Genomic DNA, 23,959 nt, shown 5'->3' with positions numbered 1-23,959 from the left:
GGCGACTGACATGACTCGACTGCTCCGTCGGCCGGCGAAGAGGACGAAGTCCGGGGAGGAAGAGACAGACGGACGGCCCAGGCGCCGTGCCATCCGCACAGCGCTGCGCCGCGCCCGCGAGGACGTCCAGGTCGTCTGCGACAAGGACCCGGCCGTGACGAACCCGTTCGAAGTGCTGCTCTACCCGCATGTGCACGCCCTGTGGCTGTATCGCGCCGCGCACTCCCTGTACCTCCGCGACCACCGGGTCGCCGCCCGCGCCATCTCCATGATGGGGCGCTTCATTTCGGGCGGCATCGACATCCACCCCGGAGCCCGGATCGGCCGGCGGCTGTTCATCGACCACGGCTGCGGGGTGGTCATCGGCGAGACGGTACGCATCGGCGACGACGTCATGCTCTACCACCTGGTGACACTCGGTTCGGTCGGGTGGTGGCACGACGCGACACGCGCACCGGGGGCCAAACGTCATCCCACCCTCGGTGACGGTGTGGTGGTGGGTACCGGAGCCTGCGTGTTGGGCCCGGTCGACATCGGCCCCGACAGCATGATCGGCGCCAAGGCCGTGGTGATGGCCTCGCTGCCCCCCAAATCCCGTGTCCGTCCGGGACAGATCGTCAACCGCACCGCAGAGAACGGCGGTCAGCCCCACCCGGTGCCCGCTGCGAACCCGCTCCCTCTTCGCGTGGCCAATCAGTACAGCTCCGAGTAGCGCCGAACCGCGTCCGCACTCTTCCACCGGAAAGGACCGCGCACCTATGCCCAAGAGGGTTTTGATCACCTGCGCTCCGCCGAACCCCAACGGTGACCTCCACCTGGGACACCTCTCCGGGCCCTTCATGGGAGCCGATGTGCTGCGCAAATACCTCGCAGCGCGGGATGTCCCCGTGACCTATGTGGCCTATACGGACGACCACTCCTGCTATGTCCCGCGCCGCGGAGCCGAGTTGGGCTGGGACGCGCGCACGACGGCCTTCCGTTACACCAACCGCATCGAGCACACCCTCGCGCTGGCCGACATGCTCCCCGACTACTACGAGCACCCCCACCGCGAGCCCAGGCACGACACGCTGGTGCAGGAGCACTTCCTGCGCCTCTGGGAGAGCGGCGTCATCACGGAGCACGAGGTGCCGACCCCGTACTGCACGACCTGCGACGGCTTCGTCTACGAGGCGTACATCCGCGGCAACTGCCGGTCCTGCGCGGCCCCGAGCGACGGTACGTACTGCGAGGAGTGCGGCCTGACCCAGGAGCCCGGAGGCGTGGTGGACGGCCACTGCTTCACCTGCGGCTCGCAGCCCGAAATCCGCACCGCATCAAGGCTGGTGGTGGCCCTCGCCCCCTTCGCCGAGCGGCTGACCGAGCTCTGCGAGAAGAGCCCCTGGCGGCAACGGGTGCTCGACTTCTGCACGGGACTGCTCGCGCGCGAACTGCCGGTGGTCCCGATCAGCCGGGTCGCGGACTACGGAATCCCGGTGCCCCTGGACGCGTGGCAGGGGCACATCCTCGACACCTGGTTCAGCGGGATCTTCGGCTATATCGCCGCGACCGCGGCACACGGCGCGGCCCTCGGAAAACCCGACGAGTGGCGCGATATATGGCGCGACCCGCAGACCGAACTGGTGCACTTCATCGGCTTCGACTGCAGCTTCTCGCACGCGGTGCTCTGGCCCTCGCTCCTGCTCGGTCTCGGCGAGTACATCACGCCCAAGTACGTGATCAGCAACGAGTTCTACACCCTGGAGGGAGACAAGTTCTCCACCAGCCGCGGCCATGCGATCTGGGGGTCCGACTTCCTGCGCGAGGTTCCCTCGGACGCGGTCCGCTTCCATCTGTGCCTGACGGCGCCAGAGGAGGCCAAGTCGGACTTCCGACTGGCCGACTTCGACCGGACGGTGAACACCCTGCTCGTCCGGGACTGGGAGGGGTGGGCCGCCTCGGTCGTCGAACTCCTGGCGAAGGAGCACGGTTCGGTCGTTCCCGAGACCGACCGCGCCGCTTGGCCGTCGACCATCCGTACGCTCGTCGAGCAGCTGCCTCTGGAGCTGGCCGGCCACCTGGAGCCGGCGACCTTCTCGCTGCGCGGCGCGGCGGCCCGGCTGCTCGAAGCGGTGCGGTCCGCCGCCGAGGACCTGCGGCGGTTCCAGGAGTCGCCGCCCGCCGACCGGGTGGAGGCGGCGGCCGTGCTCGCGGCCCACGCCGAGCTGCTCGGTGTCATCGCGGCGGTGTCGGGGCCCATCATGCCCACCTGGTCCCGGCACACGTGGCGGCAGTTGGGGCTGGCCCCCCGTTTCCACGACGTCCCCTGGCCGCAGCAGGACCGCGCGGTGCTCCCGACCGGGTCACGGATCGCTCCCGAGTACCGACGCATGTTCCAGACCCGTTGATGGACGGCGGGCCCGCACGGTCCGGTCTGGGCCTGGCGGTCAACGTCCTGGGCGTCGGGGCGCTGTTCCTGCCCTGGACAGCTCAGGCCGTCCAGGGCCGGGCAGCCCTGTGGGGCTGGGGGTACCACGTCGTCGCGGGGGCCCTGCTGGTGGGAGCCCTGACCGCCGTCTCCCGTGCCCCCGGTGCCGCGGCGGGAGCCATCTCCCTGATAGACGGTGCGCTCGGCCGGGCGCCGGGCCGGGCGGTCCGGGCGTTCTACGTTCTCGGCATCACGGCGGGGCAGGTCGTGGTCGCACTGGTGGCGGCCGGATTCCTCGGCCAGGCACTGGCGCCGGGTCTGAGCCGTACGGCGGCCGACGGGTCCCCCGGCGCGGACGGCTTCATCGGCTGGGTGGCGGCCGGGGTGCTCGTACTGGCCGTGGCGCTGGCCTCGTCCGACCGTGAGGTGGCGGGCCTCTGGGTGTTCGGCGCCCTTCTCGTGCTCCTCGCTCTCGCGCTGCTGACGGGGGCGCGAGCGGCACCGGGGACGGCCGGCGGTCCCTCGGTGGCGCCGATCGGCATCGCCAAGGCGACGGCCCTCCAGTTCTTCGTGGTCGTCGGCTGGGAGGCGTCCTGCCGCCTGGCCCCGACGACGGGCCGGCGTCGATGGCCGGGACCGTTGGGCGGGGTGATCGCGGTCGGCATCCTCTACGGAGCGGTCCTGTCGGCCGCCCCGTCCACCGGCACGGTCCCGGCGATCGCCGGCCTCGCCCTGCCGGACCTGGGCGGGAGCGCGGCGGGCCGGGCCGTGTCCGCGGGCATGGGGGTGGTCACCGCGTACTTCTGCGTACGCAACATCCGTACCGCCGCGCGGCTGGCGGCCGATCTGTCCGGTCGTGGTGCGTCCTCCCCGCGGACCGTCGCCACCACGGCCCTGTCCGCGGGCGCCGCGGCCCTGGCCGGGGTGGCACTCGTGCAAGGAGGGCTGCTGACAGCCACCGACGCGCTCTCGGTGCCCAATGCCATGGCCTGGGCCGTCTTCCTCACCGCCGCGGTCGCGGCCGTCGTCGCCGGCACGGGGCGGGGGCGCGGCCTCGGTGCGGCGGCCGTGGCCGCCTATCTGCCGCTGCTGCCGTTCCTCGGCGCGGCGGTGCTCCTCCCCCTCGCCGTACTGGGCGGTGCCGCCCTGCTCGATCCGGCCCGTTCCAGGAGCGGCCGGCGCGAGCCGTCGTGACCCCCGCACCCCCGCTCGCCCGTGCCACCACGTTCTTCCACGCCGAAAAGCCGAGACGCTGACGAAGGGAATCCCATGCCATTGCTCTCCCGTGGCGCATTCGAGCAATTCGAGGCCACCCCGAGCGGTCCGGCAGCCGACGAGTACGGCCTGACAGGCCGTCATCCCTTCACCGTGCTGCGGGAAGTCACCCGCGGACTGCAACCGGTGCCGCTGAAATTCGCCGCCTCCGCCGAGGAGCGGGGGATTGCGCTCACCCGGCTCGTCCTGACCATGGGCAGCCGCGTCATGCTGCGGCGGGTGGCCGATGCCTCGACCCCGTTGCACATCCTGTGCTGGTCCTGGGATCTCAGCGGCGAGCCGCCCCTGGTGCATCCTGCTCCGGATGCCGATCCGGCGCGGTGGCAGGTACCCCTGCGCGGGGACGAACGCCGCCTGGACGAAGGCCCCTTGGAGCTGGTGCCGCCCCGCCGGATCGTCGGCAGCCAGTCGGTACGTATCATCCTGTGGCAGTCGGACCGCGGCGCGGACCCGGCCACGGTCACCGGCGAAGTACGGGAGGCGCTGCGGCACAGCCGGCTCGCCAGCACGCTGGCGACGCTCTCACCGGACGCTCGGGCGACCATGATGACCGCCGTCGGAGTCCGGGAGGCCGCAGGCGAGTTGGGCCGCGAGATCGCCCCCGTGCTACGGGCCCTGTGCACCGACTACGTCGACTTCTTCGAGGGCTTCTACCCCGTGGTCGACGACGTCGTCCGCTCGGACCGCCTCGCCGGTTTCCACAGCGAGCTGTCGCTACGGATGTAATCACTACACAGGCAAGGAGATCGATCCCATTGCTGGACCAGCCGGAGTTCCATGAGTTCGAGAACGTCAGGCAGGAAGGGGAAGCGAGCGGCGAACGGTATGTGGAATTCCTCCGGGTGCCGACGATGAGCGCCGGGGTGTACGCACTGGCCGCCGGGGCCACGGACCCGCAACAGCCGCACGCCGAGGACGAGTTGTACATCGTCATCGCGGGGCGGGCGACCATCTGGGCGGGCACCGAGAGCCGCCCGGTCGGACCGGGATCGATCGTGTACGTACCGGCCGAAATGCCGCACCGCTTCACCGACATCACCGAGGATCTGCGAGTCGCGGTCGTCTTCTCACCCCCGGAGAGCCGTCCGACGGGCAGCGCGTCGTGACCCGGCGCACCGTCACCGGCTGCTCCTCCACAGCGCTTCACCCCTTACTCCTCTCACCCCCCAGGAGCTTGCTGTGACCCTTACCCAGCCGGATCTGAGCGTCTTCGAGACCCTGGAGTCGGAGGTGCGCAGCTACTGCCGCAGCTGGCCGGTTGTCTTCGACCGGGCGCAGGGCAGCCGGATGTTCGACGAGGACGGCCATGGCTATCTCGACTTCTTCGCGGGTGCGGGGTCGCTGAATTACGGACACAACAATCCGGTGCTCAAGCGGGCGTTGCTGGGCTATCTCGAACGGGACGGGGTCACCCACGGCCTGGACATGTCCACCACCGCCAAGCGGGCGTTCCTGGAGTCGTTCCATTCCATCGTGCTGCACCCGCGTGATCTGCCGTACAAGGTGATGTTCCCGGGGCCGACCGGCACCAACGCGGTGGAGGCGGCGCTCAAGCTGGCCCGCAAGGTCAAGGGCCGCGAGTCCATCGTCTCCTTCACCAACGCCTTCCACGGCATGACCCTGGGCTCGCTCGCCGTGACCGGCAACGCCTTCAAGCGGGCCGGGGCCGGCATCCCGCTGGTGCACGGCACCCCGATGCCGTTCGACAACTATCTGAACGGGCGCACCCCCGACTTCCTCTGGTTCGAGCGCCTCCTGGAGGACCAGGGCTCCGGGCTGAACCGTCCCGCCGCGGTCATCGTCGAGACGATCCAGGGCGAGGGCGGCGTCAACGTCGCCCGCGCCGAGTGGCTGCGCGCCCTCGCGGACCTGTGCGAGCGGCACGACATGCTGCTGATCGTCGACGACATCCAGATGGGCTGCGGTCGCACCGGCGCCTTCTTCTCCTTCGAAGAGGCCGGCATCGTCCCGGACATCGTCACCGTCTCCAAGTCCATCAGCGGCTACGGCCTGCCCATGGCGCTCACCCTGTTCAAGCCCGAGCTGGACATCTGGGAGCCGGGCGAGCACAACGGCACCTTCCGCGGCAACAACCCCGCCTTCGTCACCGGCGCCGCCGCCCTCAGCACCTACTGGGCCGACGGCCAGATGGAGAAGCAGACCCTCTCCCGCGGGGAAGTGGTCCACTCCCATCTGCGTGCGATCGTGGCAGAGCATCCGCACCCGGGGACCAAGTACCGGGGCCGGGGTCTGGTCTGGGGCCTGGAGTTCGCCGACCCGACTCTCGCCGGCCGTATCGCCAAACGGGCCTTCGCGCTGGGCTTGTTGGTCGAGACCTCCGGGCCCCGGGACGAGGTCGTCAAGCTGCTTCCTGCCCTGACGATCACCCCCGACGAACTCGACGACGGGCTGCGCACCCTGGCCCGCGCCGTCCGCGAGTGCACCTGACCTCCGTACGTGCACGACACAGCCGAAGCGGCGGTCGTGCTTCCGGGCCCCGGCTCGGGAGCGCGACCGCCCTCAGCGCTGCCGCTCGCGATACGCCCTGGTCTTCATGCGGTTCCCGCACAGCTCGGCAGCGCACCAGCGGCCCCTGCCGGGCTTCGAGCGATCGTAGAAGACCCACTGGCAATCGGCCGCCTCGCACATCTTCAGGCGGCCCCAGGTCCCTGCCGCAACCGCCTCGCAGACCAGTAGCGCGATACGCTCCAACGCGCCCTGCGCTCCCGCTCCCACGGGGACCAGAGCCGGCGGCTGCCCGGGGGGCGTACCGAGCCGAAGGTTCAGCGGAACACTCCCCTCCGGGCCGGGCCGCTCCTCCAACGGCCCTGGGGACTGCGCCCGTTGCCCCAGGGATCCCCGGAGCTGCGCCCGCAGCCGGCGGGCGTGGCGCAGGTCGTCCTCACTCGCGGCGGCATCGGCCGCCAGTAGACCCCGCTTCCGCAGCCAGTCCGTCAGCGCCTGCGTCGTGGACAGGTGGTCGCCACCGCGGTGCACGGTGCCGTGATGCGTAAAAGAGCGCAGGTCAAGGCTGTTGAGGAAGGCGTGCAGCGGCGCAATCTCGGAGGGCAGCGGTGTGCGTACGACATCCATGGGCACCCCTCGACCGATCACTGGCAACACTTGTTAACACCAATAGTAGGTGTTGACGGCGACCTTTTCCCGCCTCTACGGTCTCGTCGTACGTACGGGACGTTGGAGGTAAGGCCGATGGCAGAGCCGTCGTTACGTCGCAGCATCACGGTCACGCAGGGCGTAGCCCTCTACGTCGGCGCCATCGTGGGTGCGGGGGTTCTGCTGCTGCCGGCACTCAGCGCCACCAGGGCCGGGCCCGCCTCCATCCTGGCCTGGACCTTCGACGCGGTACTGGGCATCCCTCTGGCGCTCACGCTCGCCGCACTCGCCAGCCGGTACCCCAACGCCGGTGGCGCGGCGACCTTTGTGACCCAGGCCTTCGGCTCCGCGGCCGGCACCGTGATCGGCTGGTTCTACTTCATCGCCGCGGCCACCGCCCAGACCCTCGTCGCACTCACCGGCGCCTACTACGCCTCCTCCTACCTCGGCCTGTCCCGGGCCGTGACCTTCCTCCTCGCCGGGCTGATCCTCGTCGTCGCCACCGTGGCGAACCTGCGCGGAATCAAGGTCAGCGGTCGGCTTCAGCTCGCGTTCGCCGGGACCGTGGCCGTGATGCTGCTCCTTGCGCTGCTGGTCTCCATCCCCCGCTTCAGCGCCGCGCATTGGACGCCCTTCGCGCCGCACGGCATGGGTGAAGTGGGCAGCGTGGCGGTGGTGATCTTCTTCGCCTTCTTCGGCTGGGAAGCGATCACTCATCTCGCGGAGGAGTTCCGCGACCCGGTACGGGACGTACCGCGCAGCACCGTGATCAGCGTGGGGGTCATCACCCTGCTCTACGTCGGTGTCGTCGTCGCGACGATCAGCACCAGGACCTACGGCACCGATGCGGTCAACCGCACCGTCATCGCCCGGCTGTTGGCGAACGGGTTCGGTGGCCCGGCAGGCACCATGACCGCCGTCATCGCCCTGCTGATCTCCCTGGGCACGGCGAACGCGTTCGTCGCCGCCACCTCACGGCTGGGCTACGCCCTCGCCCGCGACAAGGCGTTCCCCGCTCCGCTGGCCCGCGTGAGCGCGCGGAGCGTACCGGCGGTGTCCGTCCTGGTGGTCGGCGGCTACGCGACGCTGGGCGTCATCGTCGGCTACTTCGCGCAGTGGGGACCGGAGACGCTGCTGGTCGTCCCGAACTCCCTTGTCATCATGACGTTCCTCGCCGCCATGGCGGCCGGGGTGCGGCTGTTGCACGGACGGGCGCGGATCCTGGCGGGCATCGGGACCGTCCTGTGCCTGGCACTCATTCCGTTCAGCGGCGTCGTGGTCGTCATTCCCGTACTGATCGCCGTGCTCGCTCTCCTCTACCGCAGGTGGACCAAGCGCCCCGGCACGAACGAGGGTGCCGAGGGGCAGCCGAACCCGCAGGCAGGCGCGCCTTCGGCCGCCGCCCACCACCAGGAGTAACGGAGAAATCCCCCCCTCACAGTCCGCCTCGCGTCGACCGGAAAGCCTCAGGCTCCCTACCGGTCGGCGCGAGGCCTCTTTCGCGCCAATTCCCGAGGGAATTTTTCTCGCCCACCGCTGACTACTGTCGGTCTCTACTGGCCGGAACCCGTCGGTATGCCACGGTCCTGCTTGACTTCCTTCATGATCAGATGGGAAGTGACCTGCACAACTCCGGGGAGATCGCAGAGCACTTCGCTGTAGAACCGCTCATAGGCCTGCACATCGTGAACGGCCACCCGCAGCAGATAATCCGGATCCCCGAAGAGCCGATGCGCCTCGATCACCGGGGGAAGCTGCGCCACCTCGTGCTCGAACCGCTCGACGTTGGAACGGTCCTCGCGATGCATCACCAACGTGACAAAAGCCTGTAATTCGCAATTCAAGGAATTGTAGTCCAGTAACGCCCGGTATCCGCGGATGACTCCAGCCGCCTCCAGCTGTCGCACGCGCCGCAGGCATGGCGATGCGGTCAGCCCCACCCGCGCGGCCAGCTCGGCATTGGCCAACCGGGCATCTTGTTGGAGCTCATGCAAGATTCTGCGATCGATTTGGTCCATGGCGCAACATCCTGCTGGCCGGACACCATCGGGGGCAAGAGATCGCAATCGCCTGCCAACCGGATCTTGCTAACGTTCGCTTCCAGGGCATGAACACTCGGGCACTGTCACGATCATGCGGCCGGTCGGCCGCGGAGGGACGTCCATAGATCACACACGTCTGGACCGTTTTGTACGGCATGCATGGAAACGCGACTGCACACGAACGAAGGGGGCCGCCTGGAGAACGGGCCCGGGGTGGATATTTTTACGCCTGTCAATGGGACAATTCAGGCAAGCATCACGCAACACCAACCTGACTGTACATCGATCACTGTAGCATTTTGCGAGGAATGGTGCCGGAATTCCACCACGGGGAAGACTGATTCATTGCGTCTGGGGAGCCGCGCATGGCGATTCGGGGAATTGACCACGTCCCACAAAGGCGAAAACACGACATCAAACGCATCATCGTTCTGGACCGGAACGAACTCAGCAGGGCGGGTTTCACCTCCCTGATTGCCGGAGAGCTTGACATCCGGGCAACGGAAGCCGATTTCTCCCGCATGGGAGTGGAGGCCGCCATCCGTCAGACAGACCCCGACCTCATCATCATTGCCTGCGACGACCGCGTGTTGGACAAAGTCGAGCGGGTGGTGTCCACCGCCACGCCGACCCCCATCGCGGCCTTCGCCCATCACTGGGACCGAGAGGACGCCATCAGCGCACTGCGCCTCGGAGTGCGCGGTCTGGGAGTGAAGTCGCAGAGCAAGGACACCATCATCGCGGCGATTCACACGGTCGCGGCCGGGGGTACCTACCTCTCCCCCTGCGTGGCCGACTGCATCATAGATGCGGCGCTTGACCGGATGACATCACCCGATGCGGAAGCACTCGCCAAAATAGCCGCGCTAACCGATCAGGAACGCCGGGTACTGACGTTCCTGGCCAACGGCATGACGACGGCGGAGATTGCCGGAGAAATCACCGTCAGCTCCGCCACCGTCAAGTCGCACATCTCCCATATCCTGCGCAAGCTTGAACTCCAGGACAGAGTGCAAGCCGTGGTATTCGCCTACAAATCAGGCTTCGCAGTGAAAGAAGCCTGCCTGACCGGCTTAAGGGACCGGTAAGGAATCAGCGATCGACGTGGTGCGCCGGTTTACCGGACATCGACGAAATGTGCGAGGGCAACCGCACATCCGACGGCAGGGCCGGGTCCGGCACCGGCGCACCCCGCACGACCGACGTGGGCACCACGCCTGCCCACAATCCCAGCACGGCGTCCGGACTGTCGCCGTCGCCCGGGGGGCCGGTGCGCACCTTCACCGACGCCTCGGCCAGACCGAGCGCCAGCAAAGTGGTCGCGGCCAGTTCCTTACGATTCGGTTGGCGCGCGTACTCCCATTGTCCTGGCGCGCACTGCTCGGTCAGTGCCCGCAACCCCGCCAGCTTTTCTTCGGGATCCTCCACGGTACGAGGAATGCCATAGATCATGGCGCTGCGATAGTTGATGCTCTGCTCGAACATGGAGCGCGCCAGCACGATGCCGTCCACATGGGTAATGGTCACGCACACAACGGATTCGGGTGCCTGTACCAGACTCCGAGAGGCCACGGAACCGTGCAGATAAAGGGTATCCCCGATAACGCCGTAACCCGTGGGAACGACCATGGGAGCGTCATCCACGACCACACCCAAATGGCAAACAAATCCGGCAGCCAGGACCGAGTCCAGATCGGCGCGTGCCGTACGCTCCTTCTCTCGTGCCCGGCGAAGTCGGGTCCGATCGGTGGCCACCAGTTTCGCCGCCGCGGAAGGTTCATCGGAATGTTTCACGACAGCTCTCCTATCGTCGGAACTCGCCTCAATTCAGCCGGTCGCATGATCGACTGAAACCCTAGCGCACATCGGATATGGCGAGAAAGGAGTCGGCCGATTTTCCGCCTTTTTCGCCCCTCACGAACGCGGATGGCACCCCTGACCCGCCGGATCCCCCGGCTCGTGACCAGCGCCCCCTGCCACCTACTGGGCTTGAATTCGTGACGTCGTGACAGGTAAGTCCGCATCGGAGATCACACCCGCCCGCTCCGCGCACGTCATGCCCGGAGCGGGCCGGCGCGGCTTGGCCGCGAGGGACACGTGACTGGAGCAAGATCGTCCGCGCACCGCCCTGAGAAGTCCCTGCGAGTTGACCGGATCACGGAAATACCCCCGAATCCGCAGGTCAAGGACATGATCGGGAAAGTGGTCGGCATCTGCTTCAAGTACGGGGAGACGGCGCGGGGCGGGCTCGCGGTCGACATCGGCGAGTGCTGACCCGGCCGCCACCGGGCCGGTGACTCCGCTGACGGGCCGACGGACCGCCCGCAGGAACTCCGCCGGCAGGCCGGCGGAGTCGGCGTAGTGGGCGGAGTCGGCGGAGTACCGCTGGATGCCGTCAGGCCGCTGGACGCCGTCCCGGCAGCGCGCCGGGCGCCGTCTGCCGCGTCGTCAGTCGCCCCGCCCGAAAGCGTGGGGCGCGGCACGGACCACGCCCGCCGCGGGCCGTTGCGCGGGCCGGGCTATCTGCCGATCTCCCAGGCGCAGGGCGGGAGTTCGCGCGCCCGGAAGTAGATGTCCAGGGCCTGGGCGGAGGGGACGAAGGGGTGCACGCGGGCGCCGTCCAGGCCGGCCAGGAGGCGGGCGCAGTGGTGGACGCAGCCGGCGACCTCTCTGCCGTCGCGGGCGACGATGGTGGCGGCGTCGCGCGGGCCCTCGCACGGGGTCGGGTCGGCGACCGCGGCGGCGGCGCAGCGGTCGCGGGGACGGCCCGGAGCGGCGGGGCGGCCGGCCGGCGGGACGTCGAGCGAATGATCCATTGCTGTCCCCCTGTCACACGGTGGTGCACGGTGAATCGGCGCCGGTACCGGTGACCGCTCCCTCGGTCGCCGGCACCCAGGACAGTGGTGCTCGGCGCGCCGGGCGTCCATGCGGCCTTGGCGAAGACCTGGGCCGTTCGTCGGTGATTCATGGACAAGCGGAGGGGGGAGCTTCCGGCGCGGCCGGGGCCGGGCGGGGGAGGACCAGCGGCTCCAGGAGGAGGGCGAGGGCGAGCAGGGCGGCGGCCAGGAACCAGCCGGCCAGGACGTCGCCGGCCCAGTGGACGCCCAGGTAGATGCGGGTGAGGCCGACGCCGGCGGCCCAGAGGGCGAGCAGGGCGCACCAGAGGCGGCCGGCGCCGGGGCGGGTGCGGTGCAGCACGCCCCAGGCGAGGATGCCGGCGGCCAGCGCCGCGGTGGTGGAGTGGCCGGAGGGGAAGGAGTAGCCGGTGGCCCGGGCGGCCCAGTCGGCGACCGGCGGGCGGGGGCGGGCGAGCAGTTCCATCAGGCCGTAGCGGATCGCCTGGCCGGCGGCCAGGACGGCCACCGCCCCGGTCACCGCCCGGCGCCGGCCGCGCCAGGTGCGGCCGGCCAGCAGGCCGGCGAGCACCGCCATCAGGTACGGGACGACTCCGGTGCCGGTCGCCGTCAAGACGCGGGCCAGGGAGCGCAGCGGCTCCCCGCGGTGGGCCGTGCTCCAGTGGAGTGCGGCCAGTTCGGGGGCGAACGGGGCTCCGTCGCGTACGGCCGTGACGGTGGCCGCGGCGGCGAAGAGGGCCGCGCAGACCGCCGCGACGGCGATCGGGCGGCCCGGCGCCGGACCGGGGCCCGGCCGGGGCGCCGGTGCCGCGTCCGCCCCCGGTGTCGTCACCTGGCGGACACCAGGGGGCGCAGCGAGGTGTCGCGGAGCCGTTCGACGAGGGGGGCGGCGCGCCGGGCGAGCGGCATGAGGACCGCGGCGACCAGGGCGCCGACGATCAGGCCGACCAGGACGTCGTGCGGGTAGTGGGCGCCGACCCAGACGCGCGAGGCGCCCATCAGGAGCGCGGCCGGGACGGCGATCCAGCCGAGCCGGCGGTCCAGGAGGACCAGGGCGACCGCGGCGGAGGCGGCGATGGCCGAGTGGTTGCTGGGGAAGGACCAGTCGCCCAGCGCGGGGCACGCCTCGACGGTGATGGTGTGGATCGTCTGGCAGGGGCGCTGCTCGTGGAAGAAGGCCTTGACCACGTCGTTGGCCACGTAGGCGAGGACCACGATCACGGGGACGGCCAGTGCCCTCGCCATGGCGACGGGGGCGGTGTGCCGCATCTCACCGGGGTCGAGCCGGCGGCGGGAGCTGCCGCCGAGCCGCTGGCGGGCCCGCCACCAACCGACGAGCATCAGGACGGCGAAGATCCCGAGGCCGAAGTCGGTCCAGAAGGAGACCAGGACGTTCAGGAAGTGCGGCATCTCCTGGGCGAAGCCGGTCACAGAGGTGTACAGGCCGCCGTCGATCGAGGCTCCGCCGAAGGCGAGGTCGGTCACTGGGTTTTCTCCTTGGCGGGTCGCTACGTGGTACGTGGGCTGGGGGACGGGACGGCTTACGGGGTGCCCGGGCCGGCCGCGTGCTTCAGCAAGTGTGCCGGGTCCTTCAGGGTGCCGGTGGCGCGGAGGGGGTTTCGACCGGTTCCGTCCCCTGTCGGGCGGCCGGGCGCCGCTTGCGGGAGCGCAGGACTTCGAGGGCGAGCGGGGTCAGCGAGGCGATCACGACGAGGCCCACGACCGGCAGAAGGTACCGGTCGACGTTGGGGACGGACGAGCCGAGGGCGTACCCGGCGAGGGTGAGGCCGAACGTCCAGACCAGGCCGCCGGCGATCTGCCAGAGGGTGAAGGCGCGGGTGGGCACGTTCAGGGCGCCGGCCAGCGGGTTGAGCACGGTGCGGACGACGGGGACGAAGCGGGCCAGGATGATCGCCTTGGCGTGGCCGTAGCGCTCCAGGTACTCCTCGGCGCGGGCGGCGCCGTCCTGGAGCTTGCGCGAACGGCCGCCGGCCAGCAGGGCACGGCCGCCGCGCCTGCCGATCCAGAAGCCGGTCTGGGATCCGGCGAGCGTGCCGACGACGGCGGACGCCAGGACCTGGGGCAGGGAGAGGTGGACGGCACCGCCGACGCCCGGGGCGCAGAGCAGTCCCGCGGTGAACAGCAGCGAGTCGCCGGGCAGCAGGAAGCCGACCAGCAGTCCGGTCTCCGCGAAGAGGACGACGGCGACACCGAGGGCGCCGAAGGCGGCGAGCAGTGAGCCGGCGTCGAGGATGTTGACGGCCTGGGTGACCGCGCCCAGGTGCAGGTCTGCGGCGGCTACGGCCATGTCGGTGGCCCCTCCCATAATGGGTTCTGGGCCCGCCGAGCGGCCGACCCCACCGTCTACAGTCCCGTAGACGGTCTACAAAACTGTAGACGACGGAAAGGTGGAGGGCGTTCCATGTCGGAGACATCACCCGTGCAGCGGCGCCCGGCCGGTGAGCTGGAGGCGAGCGTGCTGGCGGCGCTCTGGGCGGCCGAGGGCCCGCTGAGCCCCGCCGAGGTGCAGAACGGGCTGGGCGGCCGGCTCGCCCGTACGACCGTCACCACCATCCTCACCCGGCTGCACGACAAGGGGGCGGTGTCCCGCACCCGGGCGGGCCGCGGCTTCGCGTATTCGCCGATACACGACTCCGCGGGACTGACCGCCCGCCGGATGCGCAGCGAACTGGACAAGCAGGACGACCGCGGCACTGCCCTCGCCCGCTTCGTGTCGGAGCTGACCACCGAGGACGAGCAGCTGCTCCGCTCGCTGCTGGACGAGGCGGAGGCCGATGACGCCGGCGGTGCGGACGCCTCCGACGGCCGGCTGCCGGGACCCGGGGCCGCACCGTGATCTTCGCCGTCTGGATCCCGCTGCTGATGCCGCTGCTCGCGGTGCCGGCCGCCCGCCGGCTCGCCGAGTCGCTGCCGCCGCGCGCCGCCGCCTGGCTGCTGACCGGGTGCGCCGCCGCGCTGGCCGCCTGCACGACCGCCGCGCTCGGCCTGCTGATGGCCGCCGGGGCGCTGTGGCTGCCGCCGGTCGCCGCCTTCGGCCATCTCTCGCTGTCGCTGCTCGGCGGCGACGCGGACGTGACCGTGCCGGCCGCCTCGGTCGCCGGCGCGCTGCTGACCTGCTGCGCGATCGCCGTCACCCGCCGCGCGCTGCGCCACCGCGCCGAGCTGCGCGCCGCCCGGCGCACCGCCGACGCCCACGCCCTCGCCGGCGATCTGTGCATCGTCCCCGATGCCGCGCCCGACGCCTTCGCCCTGCCGGGCCGGCCGGACCGCGTGGTGGTCACCGCCGGGATGCTGCGGGCGCTGCCGCCGGCCGAACGGGAGGCCCTGTTCGCCCATGAGCGGGCCCATCTCACAGGCCGGCACCACCTCTTCCTGCTGACGGTCGCCCTGGCCTCGGCCTGCCATCCGCTGCTCCGCGGGCTGCGGCCCTCGCTGGCGTACGCCCTGGAGCGCTGGGCGGACGAATCGGCCGCCTCCCGGGTGGGCGACCGCCGGGTCACCGCCCGCGCCATCGGCCGAGCCGCACTGGCCGCCCGCGCGCACACCGCGGCGGTCCCCCGCCCGAGCACCGCGCTCGCCGCCACGACCGGTCCGGTGCCGCGCCGGGTCGCCGCGCTGCTGGCCCCCGACCATCCGACCGACCACCCCCGTATCCACCTCGGCCTGCACGGCCGCCGGCTGATAGCCGCCGCGCTCCTGGCCTGTGTCACCTTCTCCGCGGCTGCCGCGGTGGAAGCCGCGGCCGATCTGCACCAGACGGTGGAGTCGGCCCAGGGCGAGCACCACGGGGACCACGGGGACTGAGCCCGGTCCGAACCGTGTCCGGTGGGTAGAGCCGGGATGGTGGCCGGGCGGCGCTACCCGGCGCCCGGCCCGCCGTCGCGCACGGTGAAGCCGATGCCGGCCCCGCCGCCGGGGCGTACGGTCGCGAAGACCTGGCCGCCGTGGGCCGCCGCGATCTCCCGGACTATCGCCAGGCCGAGGCCCGAGCCGGGGAGGCCGCGGGCGGCCGGGGCGCGGTAGAAGCGGTCGAAGACCCGGGTGAGGTCGGCCTCGGCGATGCCCGGGCCGCGGTCGAGGACCTCGACGCGGGCGCCGGTGACGACGACCTCGATGGGCGCGGTGCCGTCGGCGTCGAACTTGGCGGCGTTCTCCAGGAGGTTGCCGAGCGCGCGGTGCAGCGCGGCCGGCCGGCCCTCGACGACCGCGGCGCGGCTGGTGCGCACGGTGATCTCGCGGCCGGTGCGGCGGCGGGCGGAGGCGGCGGCCCGCTCCGCGACCTCGGCCAGCCGCACCTCCGACAGCGGGGAGTCGTCGCGCTGTCCGGCCGCCAGGTCCACCAACTCGTTGACCAGGTCGGTCAGTTCGCGGGCCTCGCCTGCCAGGTCGGCGAGCAGGTCCTCACGGGCGTCCGGCGGCAGTTCGTCGAAGCGCTTGAGCAGCGAGATGTTCGTACGGAGCGAGGTCAGCGGGGTGCGCAGCTCGTGGCCCGCGTCCTGGACGAGCCGCTGCTGGTCCTGCACCGCGCTGGTCAGCCGCCCGAGCATGTCGTCGAAGGCCCGCCCGAGCCGGGCCACCTCGTCGCGCCCGGCGACCGGCACCTGGACGTCCACCGGCCCGTGCTCCGCGACGCGCTCGGCGACCGACGTCAGCCGGACCAGCCGGCCGGTGATCCGGCAGGCCAGCCACCAGCCGACGGCGCCGGCCAGCGCGATGACCCCGGCGGCCAGCAGCACGGTGCGCTTCTGGAGCGCGGCGAGCAGGTCCTCGGTCCCGCTGACCTTCCGGGCGACCTGGACGGCTCCGCGCCCGCCGCCGAGCGAGACGGTGGCGAGGTGGTAGGCGTCGCCGTCGAGCAGCACCTCGTCCTGCGCGTAGCGGCCCGCGTCGCGGTGGGCGGCGATCCTCCGCTCGGCGTCCCCGGCCGGGAGCGCGGGGTGACCCGGTTCGACGACCCGCCCGCCGGCGCCAAGGATCTGCACGTCCGTCCGGGCCGGCCGGGTCAGGTCGTCGCGCGGCCCGTCGTGGTCCGGGCCGGCGGCGGTGTAGTCGGCGGGCGTGTACGGCCGCTCCCGGACCTGGGACCGCAGATCCGCTACGACCTCGGAGAACACCGACTTCTCGTCCACCCGCACCAGCCGGGCCGCCGCGTCGTAGCCGAGGAACCCGACCAGAACGGTCACCCCCGCGGCCCCGGCGGCGAAGGCCAGCGCGAACGAGGTGCGCAGGCTGGCCGGCTTGCGGGTGCGCAGCCAGGCGACCGGACGGCAGTCCCGCAGCCGGGCGGCGATCCGCCGGACGCCGGACCGCCGCGGGCCGGGGGGCACGCGCACTCAGTCCTCCCGCAGGACGTAGCCGACGCCGCGCACGGTGTGGATCAGCGGCCGGCTGCCCGGCACATCGACCTTGCGGCGCAGATAGCCGACGTAGACCGCGAGGTTCTTCGAGCCGGGCCCGAAGTCGTAGCCCCAGATGCGGTCGTAGATCGTCGAGTGGTCCAGGACGATCCCGGCGTTGCGGGCCAGCAGCTCCAGCAGCTCGAACTCGGTCCGGGTCAGCTCCAGTTCCCGCTCCCCGCGCCAGGCCCGCCGCGAGGGGCCGTCGATCCGCAGGTCGGCCGCCTCGACGACCCCGCTGTCCGCCGCCCGCGCGTCGTACGCCTCACCGGCCTCGGCGCCGTCCCCCGCCGCCGGTCCCGGCGCCACCGGCCCCGCCGTCGTCCGCCGCAGCAGGGCCCGCAGCCGGGCGAACACCTCCTCGACCTCGAAGGGCTTGACCACGTAGTCGTCGGCCCCGGCGTCCAGGCCGGCGATCCGGTCCGCGGTCTCGACCCGGGCGGTGAGCATCAGGATCGGGGTGCGGTCCTGTTCGGCGCGCAGCACCTGGCACACCTGGAGCCCGTCGATGCCCGGCATCATCACGTCCAGCAGGATCACGTCGGGCCGCTCGCGGTGGGCGGTGGCCAGCGCCTGGATCCCGTCGGCCACGGCGGTGACCCGGTACCCCTCCAGGGTCAGGGCACGCTCCAGCGCGGTGCGGATGGGGCGGTCGTCCTCGGCGAGCAGTACGGAATGGGTCACCCGGCAAGTCTGCCAAGACCGGCCCGGCAGGTCGGAGGGCGGCCGGTGGGGCGGGGGGTTTCTTACCGGGCTCTCACCCGGGACACGCCCTCGGCTTACCCCGTCCCGGGACGGTGACGGGTGCCGGACGGGCCGGCCGCGGCGGACCACACCGCCCAGGGTCCCGGCCGGCGGCAGCAGGCCGGCACACCCGGGCACACCGGGTCGACACCGCGTGAAGAGCACCATATGCACCGCATGAAGAGCACGGATGACGCAGGCCGCACGGAGGGCGCGGACCGTACGGAGGGCGCGGACCGTACGGACCGCGCCGGGCGCCGGGGCCGCCCGGACCGCCCGGACCGCCTGAAGGTGACCCTCCTGCTGCACGACGCGTACGCCGTCGGCGGCACCATCCGCACCACCCTGAACCTCGCCGCGGCGCTCGCCGACCGGCACGACGTCGAGATCGTCTCGATGCTGCGGCACCGCGAGGTCCCGCGGTTCGCGGTGGACCCCCGGGTGCGGCTGATCCCGCTGGTGGACACCCGGGTGGGCAGCGACGACATGGCGCATCCGCTGTTCGGCGAGCCCGCGGTGGACTTCCCGCTCGACGAGAAGCGGCACCACCAGTACAGCCGGCTGGTGGACCTGCGCGCCGCGGAGTTCCTGCGCGGCAGCGACGCCGATGTGCTCATCGGCACCCGGCCCGGCGTCAATGTCTATCTGGCGCTCTTCGGTCCCCGCCGCGCCCTGCGGATCGCGCAGGAGCACCTCCGGCACGACGCGCACAGCACCCAGCTGCGGGCCGAACTCGCCCGCCACTACCGGTCGTTGGACGCGGTGATCACCACGACCGAGGCGGACGCGGCGGTCTACCGCACGCGGATGCCGCTGCCCGGCGTACGGATCCTGGCGGTGCCCGACGTCGTCCCGGCGCCCGCCGGGCCGCCGTCCGACGGCACCTCGAAGATCATCGCGGCGGCCGGCCGGCTGGTCCGCGGCAAGCGCTTCGACCTGCTGATCGAGGCGTTCTCCGCGGTCTCCGTCAAGCACCCCGACTGGCGGCTCCGCATCCACGGCGGCGGCGCCGAACGCACCCGGCTCCAGAACCTGATAGACGGGCTGGGGCTCTCCGGGCGGGCCGAGCTCACCGGGCCGCGGACGCCGCTTGAGGAGGAGCTCGCCAAGGCGTCGATCGTCGTCTCGGCCTCGGACGCCGAGTCGTTCGGGATGACCCTCGTCGAGGCGATGCGCTGCGGCGTACCGGTCGTCAGCACCGACTGCCCGCTGGGCCCGGCCGAGATCGTCCACGACGGCGCGGACGGCGTGCTGGTGCCGCGCGGCGACGGACGGGCGCTGGCCGGCGCGCTGCTCGACCTGATCGAGGACCCGGAGCGCCGCCGGGAGATGGGCGCCGCCGCGCTGGCCGGCGCGCACCGCTACGACCCCGAGCCGATAGCCGAGCGGTACGAACTCCTCTTCCGGGAACTGCGGTCGACCCGCCGGGTCCGGGCGCTGCGCCGGGCCGCGGACCCGGCCCGGACCCGTGCCCGCGGACTGGTCCGGCGGGTGCGGCGGCGCCTCGACGTGCGGACGGAACCCGGCGCCGGCGGCATGTCGACGACCGGCCGCTGAGCGGCCACCCGCACCCCTCCCGCACCATCCGCACCACGGACGCCATGCGTCACCAACTCGCCTGCCCCGTCGGGAACTTCAGCGCGTCGATCTGGCGTCTCCGGTCGTGAACATGCTGAACTGCTGGGGGGCGGCTGCCGCTTCGCGCAGATGACGCTTCGCATTCCGCAGATCCGATCGGCAGGAGGTCGCTCATGCTGCACGGTGTCGATGTCAGCTCCTACAACACCGGTTATTCCGCCCAGGGGTTGGACTTCGTATTCATCAAGGCCACCGAAGGCCGCTCCTACGTCAATCCGCATCAGTCGGCGCAGGCGGCACGGGCACGCGAGGCGGGCGCCGTGGTCGGTTTCTACCACTTCCTGTGGCCGGGAAATATCGCCGCCCAGGCGCAGTACTTCGTCGAGCAATGCGCCTCGGTCCACGGCGACCTGCTGGCGGCCGACTGGGAGACCACCGGAGCGGGCTCGTACGCCAGCAATGCGCAGAAGGACCAGTTCCTTGTGGAGGTCAAGAAACTGCGGCCCACGCACCGCGTGCTGCTCTACTGCAACCGCGATTTCTGGCTGAACCGCGACACCACGTCCTACGCCGCGGACGGCCTGTGGATCGCCGACTACGTCGCCGCAGGGGAGCCGCGGATCAAGGCGAAGTGGCGTATCCACCAGTACACGGACCAGCCTCTCGACAAGAACGTCGCCGCTTTCTCCAACAAGGCCGAGCTCAAAAGCTGGGCGCACCCCGCATAAACTTCTCCGGCAGTATCCGGATACGCGCAACGGGCACACCGCGTGACAATCCCACGCGGCCGGCACACAGTGCGTGACGAGAACCAGAGGAGCACCCGTGACCGACCCGGCGTCGAAGGCCCTGCAACAGCACATAGCCCAGGAACTCCAGGTGGCACCGTCCACCACGGCCTTCGACGCCGAGCGGGAGATCGAGCGCCGGGTGGCCTTCCTCACAGAGCGGCTGACGTCCACGGGCCTGCGCTCCCTGGTGCTGGGCATCAGCGGCGGCGTCGACTCCACCACCGCGGGCCGGCTCTGCCAGCTCGCGGTGGAGCGGGCCCGCGCGGCCGGCCACGACGCGACGTTCTACGCGATGCGGCTGCCGTACGGCGAGCAGGCGGACGAGAAGGACGCACAGCTGGCGGTGGAGTTCATCCGCGCCGACCGGCTGCTGACCGTGGACGTCCGCCCGGCGAGCGACGCGGCGCTGGCCGCGGCGCTGGCCGGCGGTGTCGCCTTCCGCGACGCCCACCATCAGGACTTCGTCCAGGGCAACATCAAGGCCCGGCAGCGCATGATCGCGCAGTACGCGGTCGCGGGTGCCCATGACGGCCTGGTCGTGGGCACCGACCACGCCGCCGAGGCGGTCTCCGGCTTCTTCACCAAGTTCGGCGACGGCGCGGCCGATGTCGTACCGCTCACCGGGCTCACCAAGCGCCGGGTGCGCGCCGTGGCGCAGGCCCTCGGCGCCCCGTCCGAGCTGGTGTGGAAGGTCCCGACCGCCGACCTGGAGACCCTCGACCCGGGCAAGCCCGACGAGGACGCGCTCGGTGTCACCTACGACCAGATCGACGACTTCCTGGAGGGCCGCCCGGTCGACGAGGACGCCTTCGCGGCGATCGTCCGGCGCTACCGCCTCACCGAGCACAAGCGGGCGCTGCCGATCGCCCCGTGACGCGGCGGGTGCCCGCGCCCGCGCGGTGCGGGCACCCCGTTCCGTCATGCTCCGGCCAGGGGCCGGTCACCGTCCCGGTGCTAAATCGTGGGTGGGAGCGGGCATGCATGCGGCCATGGGAAGCCACGAAGTGCGATCGGAAGATCAGCTGTCAGTGGGGCCGCCTACTCTCCAGGACATGGGTTACGCAAGCCTGGACGAACTCCGTACCGCGCTGACCACCGCCTCCGACCTCGCCTCCTCCTTGCCGTCCGCGCCCACCCGGGGGGACGCCGACCAGCTCGTCGACGTCCTCCGGCGCGCGCTGACCGCCGCCAGCTCGCTGGGCGCACAGACGCCCGGCCCGACGGGCTGCCCCCTGCACCCCAACGGCGCGGTGGATCCGCTGTACGGCGATCCCGAAGACCCCCTGCCGCCGGGCTACGGCAGGTGCCTGCTGTGCAACGACCGGCGGCGCCGGGCGGACGCCCACCCCCCGCACGCCCGCCCGCGCCCCCGGCCGCATCCGCACTGGCACCGGCGGCTGAGCGCCTAGGACCGGTCCGACGGGGCGGGGCCGGACGTCTCCGCCGCCGGCCCGGCGGTGTCGTCGTCGGCGGCCCGCGGCGCGCGCTCCGGCCGGAGGGCGATCCGGCCCAGCACCGCGGCGACGGCCAGCCCGGCAAGGGCGATCAGGACGAAATCCGGTACGCCGTTGCCGATCCGGGTGGCCCACTCCTCCAGCCGCATCTCGGCGTCCGGGTCCAGGATCCCGGGCAGTGCGCTGGTCCCGTTGAAGCGCAGGAACAGTACGCCGATGCCGATGAAGAAGGCGCCGGAGAGCACCGACGTGGTGTGCAGGTGCAGCCGGCCGAGGCGGAAGGCCCGGCCGCGCAGCCAGCCCCGGGTGCCGAGCCGGAAGCGGTCCCACAGCAGCGCCAGGACGAACAGCGGCAGCGCCATGCCCAGGGCGTAGACGGCGAGCATCGAGGCGCCGTAGAGCGGTGAGCCGCTGACCGCGGTCACGGTCAGCACCGCGCCCAGGATCGGCCCCGCGCAGAAGCCCGCGAGGCCGTAGACGCAGCCGAGCAGGAAGGTGGACAGCGCCGAGCGGGGGGTGATCCGGGCGGCGGCGGCCTGGGCGCGCTTGGAGGCGAAGCCCAGGCCCAGGATCTGCGCGAACCCCATCGCGATCACCACCCAGCCGCCGACCGCCACCAGCAGATCGCGGTGGCCGTTGAACAGCCTGCTGGCCGCCGTACTGGCCGCGCCCAGCGGCACCAGCGTCGTGGCCAGCCCCAGGTAGAACACCCCGGTACGGGCCAGCAGCCGGCCGGGGTTGGCGAGGGAGTAGGCGAAGAACGCCGGCAGCAGCAGCGCGCTGCACGGGCTGACCAGCGCCAGTGCGCCGCCCAGGAATGCCGCGAGGTAGCCGATGTCGGTGCTCACTTCCCGGCCCCCGTGCCGTGCCCGCCCTTCGCCGCGGCGGCGGCCTGGGTGATCGCCTGCTCGAAGACCGCGGTGGGCTGGGCCCCGGCCACCGGCCGGCCGTTGATCAGGAAGGACGGGGTGGACTGCACGCCGAGCTGGTAGCCCTCGTCCTGGTCCTTCTTCAGGGCCTGTTCGGCGGCGGCGCTCTTCAGGTCGGCGCGGAACTTCTCGATGTCCGGCACGCCGCTCGCGCGCGCCAGGTCGACGAGCTTGTCCTCGGCCAGCGCGTCGCCCTTGCGGGTCTTGGCGTACAGCTGGTCGTGCAGCTGCCAGAACCGGCCCTGCCGGCCGGCCGCCCAGGAGGCGCGGGCGGCGCGCTCGGAGTCGGCACCGAAGACCGGGAAGTTGCGGAACTCGATGCGCAGGGTGCCCGCGTCGACGAACTTCTTGATCAGCGCGGGCTGGGTCTCGCGGGTGAAGCGCCCGCAGAACGAGCACTGGTAGTCGGCGTACTCGACCAGGACCACCGGGGCGTCCGGCTTGCCGACGGCCAGCGGGTCGCCGGCGACGCGCCGGCTGGTGCGCCGGGCGAAGTCGTCGTACAGCTTCTGCTGTGCGGGGTCCTCCTGCGGCAGTGCGGAGGCGGCGGTCCCGGGTGCGGCGGTGCCGCCCTCGTCCCGGCCGCCCTCGACGGCCTTGCCGACGGCGACCGCGATGGCGATCACGGCGACGACGAGCGCGACGACCGCGCCGATCGCGGCCAGTTTTCGGGTGGGGGAAGCGGAAGTGGGCATGCGAAAGCTCCAGACGTACGGAAGCGGAAGGAACAGGCGGGTGCGTCGGGGCAGCGGCCTATATCCGCAGTACGGGCAGGAGCGCCGTGCGGTCGGTGGCGGGGGCGGCGTCCGTCGGCGGGCGGGCCCGCGCGAACTGCGCGGGCAGGTCCGCGGGGAGCGGCCCGGGGCCGGTGGTGGCCGGGGTGAGCGGCTCGGCGCGGTGCGGCGCCGGGATCGGGGCCGATTCGTCGGGGCTCGGCGCATGGCGGCCGGAGCACTTCTTGGAGGTGTCGGCGACCGCGATCGGGGCGGCCTCGGCGAGCGGCAGGCCGCGCTGTGCGGCCGGGCCGGCGGGACCGGAGTCCCGGGCCGCCGCGGCGCTCGCCGCCCGGCCCGCGAGCCATGCCTGGTCGCCGCCGATCCGGCAGAGCATCGGCCCGAAGGTGACCGCGAGGAGGAGCAGCAGGGTCAGCGTCGCCGACCGGCGCAGCTGGCGCATGTTCCCTCCCCCTCGATGGCGGTCCCGATCCGGCGGTCCGTGTCCGGTGGGCTCGGTGATCCGGTGGTCTGCGTCCGGCTGGTCCCGGTCCGGCGCGCGGATGAACGTCCCATCCTACGGACCGCTGCCGGGAGGCGGCCCGCGGTGGCACACCTCACCCCGCGGGCGCGATCGATT

General features: G+C 71.8%; 27 protein-coding genes. 15 read left to right on the top strand and 12 right to left on the bottom strand.

Going from position 1 to position 23,959, the window contains the following annotated elements:
- Positions 1-10: 10 nt before the first annotated feature.
- The 6 genes from epsC to ectB all read left to right on the top strand — a co-directional run bounded on the left by epsC (position 11) and on the right by ectB (position 6,130).
- Positions 11-712, top strand: a complete 702-nt coding sequence (gene epsC, locus IEZ17_RS02425) for a serine O-acetyltransferase EpsC (RefSeq protein WP_189295800.1) — start codon at positions 11-13, stop codon at positions 710-712.
- 46 nt (positions 713-758) lie between these two features.
- Entirely contained in the window at positions 759-2,387 is a 1,629-nt protein-coding gene (locus tag IEZ17_RS02420) for a class I tRNA ligase family protein (protein ID WP_189295799.1), read from the top strand.
- Positions 2,387-3,601 (top strand): hypothetical protein, encoded by a 1,215-nt coding sequence (locus IEZ17_RS02415; protein ID WP_189295797.1) that lies wholly within the window; start codon positions 2,387-2,389, stop codon positions 3,599-3,601. Before IEZ17_RS02420 ends, IEZ17_RS02415 begins: the two co-directional genes overlap by 1 nt.
- A gap of 75 nt (positions 3,602-3,676) precedes the next feature.
- Positions 3,677-4,408 (top strand): hypothetical protein, encoded by a 732-nt coding sequence (locus IEZ17_RS02410; RefSeq protein WP_189295794.1) that lies wholly within the window; start codon positions 3,677-3,679, stop codon positions 4,406-4,408.
- Positions 4,409-4,509: 101 nt separating this feature from the next.
- Positions 4,510-4,788, top strand: coding sequence for a cupin domain-containing protein (locus IEZ17_RS02405; RefSeq protein ID WP_229851756.1), 279 nt, complete (start codon positions 4,510-4,512; stop codon positions 4,786-4,788).
- Positions 4,789-4,861: 73 nt separating this feature from the next.
- On the top strand, positions 4,862-6,130 hold the full coding sequence (gene ectB, locus IEZ17_RS02400) for a diaminobutyrate--2-oxoglutarate transaminase (RefSeq protein ID WP_189295792.1): 1,269 nt from the start codon (positions 4,862-4,864) through the stop codon (positions 6,128-6,130).
- 72 nt (positions 6,131-6,202) lie between these two features.
- On the opposite strand, the gene IEZ17_RS02395 is transcribed toward ectB, so the two are convergent.
- Positions 6,203-6,775 carry a CGNR zinc finger domain-containing protein gene (locus IEZ17_RS02395; RefSeq protein ID WP_189295790.1) on the bottom strand — a complete coding sequence of 191 codons (573 nt, stop codon included), beginning with the start codon at positions 6,773-6,775 and terminating at the stop codon, positions 6,203-6,205.
- Between the two features lie 117 nt (positions 6,776-6,892).
- Between IEZ17_RS02395 and IEZ17_RS02390 the strand changes: the two genes are divergently transcribed.
- The gene (locus IEZ17_RS02390; protein WP_189295789.1) at positions 6,893-8,215 is read left to right on the top strand and encodes an APC family permease; all 1,323 of its coding nucleotides are present in this window, start codon (positions 6,893-6,895) and stop codon (positions 8,213-8,215) included.
- 134 nt (positions 8,216-8,349) lie between these two features.
- Here the strand turns inward: IEZ17_RS02390 and IEZ17_RS02385 are convergent, their stop codons facing one another.
- Positions 8,350-8,814: an Lrp/AsnC family transcriptional regulator gene (locus IEZ17_RS02385; protein ID WP_189295787.1), complete on the bottom strand. Its 465-nt coding sequence runs from the start codon at positions 8,812-8,814 to the stop codon at positions 8,350-8,352.
- A 389-nt stretch (positions 8,815-9,203) separates the two neighbouring features.
- Here IEZ17_RS02385 and IEZ17_RS02380 point away from each other — a divergent pair, with 389 nt between their 5' ends.
- Complete coding sequence (locus IEZ17_RS02380; RefSeq protein ID WP_189295785.1) at positions 9,204-9,926, top strand: LuxR C-terminal-related transcriptional regulator; 723 nt, start codon at positions 9,204-9,206, stop codon at positions 9,924-9,926.
- A 4-nt stretch (positions 9,927-9,930) separates the two neighbouring features.
- Here IEZ17_RS02380 and IEZ17_RS02375 read toward each other — a convergent pair whose 3' ends face one another.
- Positions 9,931-10,632 carry a pyridoxamine 5'-phosphate oxidase family protein gene (locus IEZ17_RS02375; RefSeq protein ID WP_229851696.1) on the bottom strand — a complete coding sequence of 234 codons (702 nt, stop codon included), beginning with the start codon at positions 10,630-10,632 and terminating at the stop codon, positions 9,931-9,933.
- Positions 10,633-10,935: 303 nt separating this feature from the next.
- On the opposite strand from IEZ17_RS02375, the gene IEZ17_RS02370 reads away from it, so the two are divergent.
- Positions 10,936-11,112 (top strand): hypothetical protein, encoded by a 177-nt coding sequence (locus IEZ17_RS02370; RefSeq protein WP_189295783.1) that lies wholly within the window; start codon positions 10,936-10,938, stop codon positions 11,110-11,112.
- Positions 11,113-11,357: 245 nt separating this feature from the next.
- Here the strand turns inward: IEZ17_RS02370 and IEZ17_RS02365 are convergent, their stop codons facing one another.
- The 4 genes from IEZ17_RS02365 to IEZ17_RS02350 form a co-directional block, all read right to left on the bottom strand.
- Complete coding sequence (locus IEZ17_RS02365) at positions 11,358-11,654, bottom strand: hypothetical protein (protein WP_189295781.1); 297 nt, start codon at positions 11,652-11,654, stop codon at positions 11,358-11,360.
- A gap of 148 nt (positions 11,655-11,802) precedes the next feature.
- Entirely contained in the window at positions 11,803-12,525 is a 723-nt protein-coding gene (locus IEZ17_RS02360) for a phosphatase PAP2 family protein (RefSeq protein ID WP_189295778.1), read from the bottom strand.
- Positions 12,522-13,178: a phosphatase PAP2 family protein gene (locus IEZ17_RS02355; protein ID WP_189295776.1), complete on the bottom strand. Its 657-nt coding sequence runs from the start codon at positions 13,176-13,178 to the stop codon at positions 12,522-12,524. Before IEZ17_RS02355 ends, IEZ17_RS02360 begins: the two co-directional genes overlap by 4 nt.
- 106 nt (positions 13,179-13,284) lie before the next feature.
- Positions 13,285-14,001, bottom strand: coding sequence for a DedA family protein (locus tag IEZ17_RS02350; RefSeq protein WP_229851695.1), 717 nt, complete (start codon positions 13,999-14,001; stop codon positions 13,285-13,287).
- A gap of 114 nt (positions 14,002-14,115) precedes the next feature.
- Here IEZ17_RS02350 and IEZ17_RS02345 point away from each other — a divergent pair, with 114 nt between their 5' ends.
- Complete coding sequence (locus IEZ17_RS02345) at positions 14,116-14,550, top strand: BlaI/MecI/CopY family transcriptional regulator (RefSeq protein WP_189295772.1); 435 nt, start codon at positions 14,116-14,118, stop codon at positions 14,548-14,550.
- Positions 14,547-15,518: a M56 family metallopeptidase gene (locus IEZ17_RS02340; RefSeq protein WP_189295770.1), complete on the top strand. Its 972-nt coding sequence runs from the start codon at positions 14,547-14,549 to the stop codon at positions 15,516-15,518. The genes IEZ17_RS02345 and IEZ17_RS02340 overlap by 4 nt, the downstream gene beginning before the upstream one ends.
- Before the next feature lie 53 nt (positions 15,519-15,571).
- Here the strand turns inward: IEZ17_RS02340 and IEZ17_RS02335 are convergent, their stop codons facing one another.
- Together IEZ17_RS02335 and IEZ17_RS02330 are read right to left on the bottom strand one after the other, a co-directional pair.
- On the bottom strand, positions 15,572-17,041 hold the full coding sequence (locus IEZ17_RS02335; protein ID WP_189296217.1) for a sensor histidine kinase: 1,470 nt from the start codon (positions 17,039-17,041) through the stop codon (positions 15,572-15,574).
- 6 nt (positions 17,042-17,047) lie between these two features.
- Entirely contained in the window at positions 17,048-17,794 is a 747-nt protein-coding gene (locus tag IEZ17_RS02330; protein ID WP_189295768.1) for a response regulator transcription factor, read from the bottom strand.
- Positions 17,795-18,139: 345 nt separating this feature from the next.
- Here IEZ17_RS02330 and IEZ17_RS02325 point away from each other — a divergent pair, with 345 nt between their 5' ends.
- The 4 genes from IEZ17_RS02325 to IEZ17_RS02310 all read left to right on the top strand — a co-directional run bounded on the left by IEZ17_RS02325 (position 18,140) and on the right by IEZ17_RS02310 (position 21,632).
- On the top strand, positions 18,140-19,411 hold the full coding sequence (locus IEZ17_RS02325) for a glycosyltransferase family 4 protein (RefSeq protein ID WP_189296215.1): 1,272 nt from the start codon (positions 18,140-18,142) through the stop codon (positions 19,409-19,411).
- A gap of 194 nt (positions 19,412-19,605) precedes the next feature.
- On the top strand, positions 19,606-20,160 hold the full coding sequence (locus IEZ17_RS02320) for a GH25 family lysozyme (RefSeq protein ID WP_189295766.1): 555 nt from the start codon (positions 19,606-19,608) through the stop codon (positions 20,158-20,160).
- Between the two features lie 97 nt (positions 20,161-20,257).
- Positions 20,258-21,097, top strand: a complete 840-nt coding sequence (gene nadE / locus IEZ17_RS02315) for an NAD(+) synthase (RefSeq protein ID WP_189295764.1) — start codon at positions 20,258-20,260, stop codon at positions 21,095-21,097.
- A gap of 178 nt (positions 21,098-21,275) precedes the next feature.
- Positions 21,276-21,632 (top strand): hypothetical protein, encoded by a 357-nt coding sequence (locus IEZ17_RS02310; RefSeq protein WP_189295761.1) that lies wholly within the window; start codon positions 21,276-21,278, stop codon positions 21,630-21,632.
- Here the strand turns inward: IEZ17_RS02310 and IEZ17_RS02305 are convergent.
- The 3 genes from IEZ17_RS02305 to IEZ17_RS02295 are packed head-to-tail and all read right to left on the bottom strand — an operon-like array spanning position 21,629 to position 23,782.
- Positions 21,629-22,525 (bottom strand): cytochrome c biogenesis CcdA family protein, encoded by an 897-nt coding sequence (locus IEZ17_RS02305; RefSeq protein WP_189295759.1) that lies wholly within the window; start codon positions 22,523-22,525, stop codon positions 21,629-21,631. The genes IEZ17_RS02310 and IEZ17_RS02305 overlap by 4 nt on opposite strands.
- Complete coding sequence (locus IEZ17_RS02300) at positions 22,522-23,301, bottom strand: DsbA family protein (protein ID WP_189295757.1); 780 nt, start codon at positions 23,299-23,301, stop codon at positions 22,522-22,524. The genes IEZ17_RS02305 and IEZ17_RS02300 overlap by 4 nt, the downstream gene beginning before the upstream one ends.
- A gap of 58 nt (positions 23,302-23,359) precedes the next feature.
- Positions 23,360-23,782 (bottom strand): hypothetical protein, encoded by a 423-nt coding sequence (locus IEZ17_RS02295; RefSeq protein ID WP_189295755.1) that lies wholly within the window; start codon positions 23,780-23,782, stop codon positions 23,360-23,362.
- Positions 23,783-23,959: the final 177 nt, after the last annotated feature.

Source organism: Streptomyces albospinus, assembly GCF_014648695.1.
Taxonomy (GTDB): Bacteria; Actinomycetota; Actinomycetes; order Streptomycetales; family Streptomycetaceae; genus Streptomyces; species Streptomyces albospinus.
This window is presented reverse-complemented; position numbering and strand designations above follow the sequence as displayed.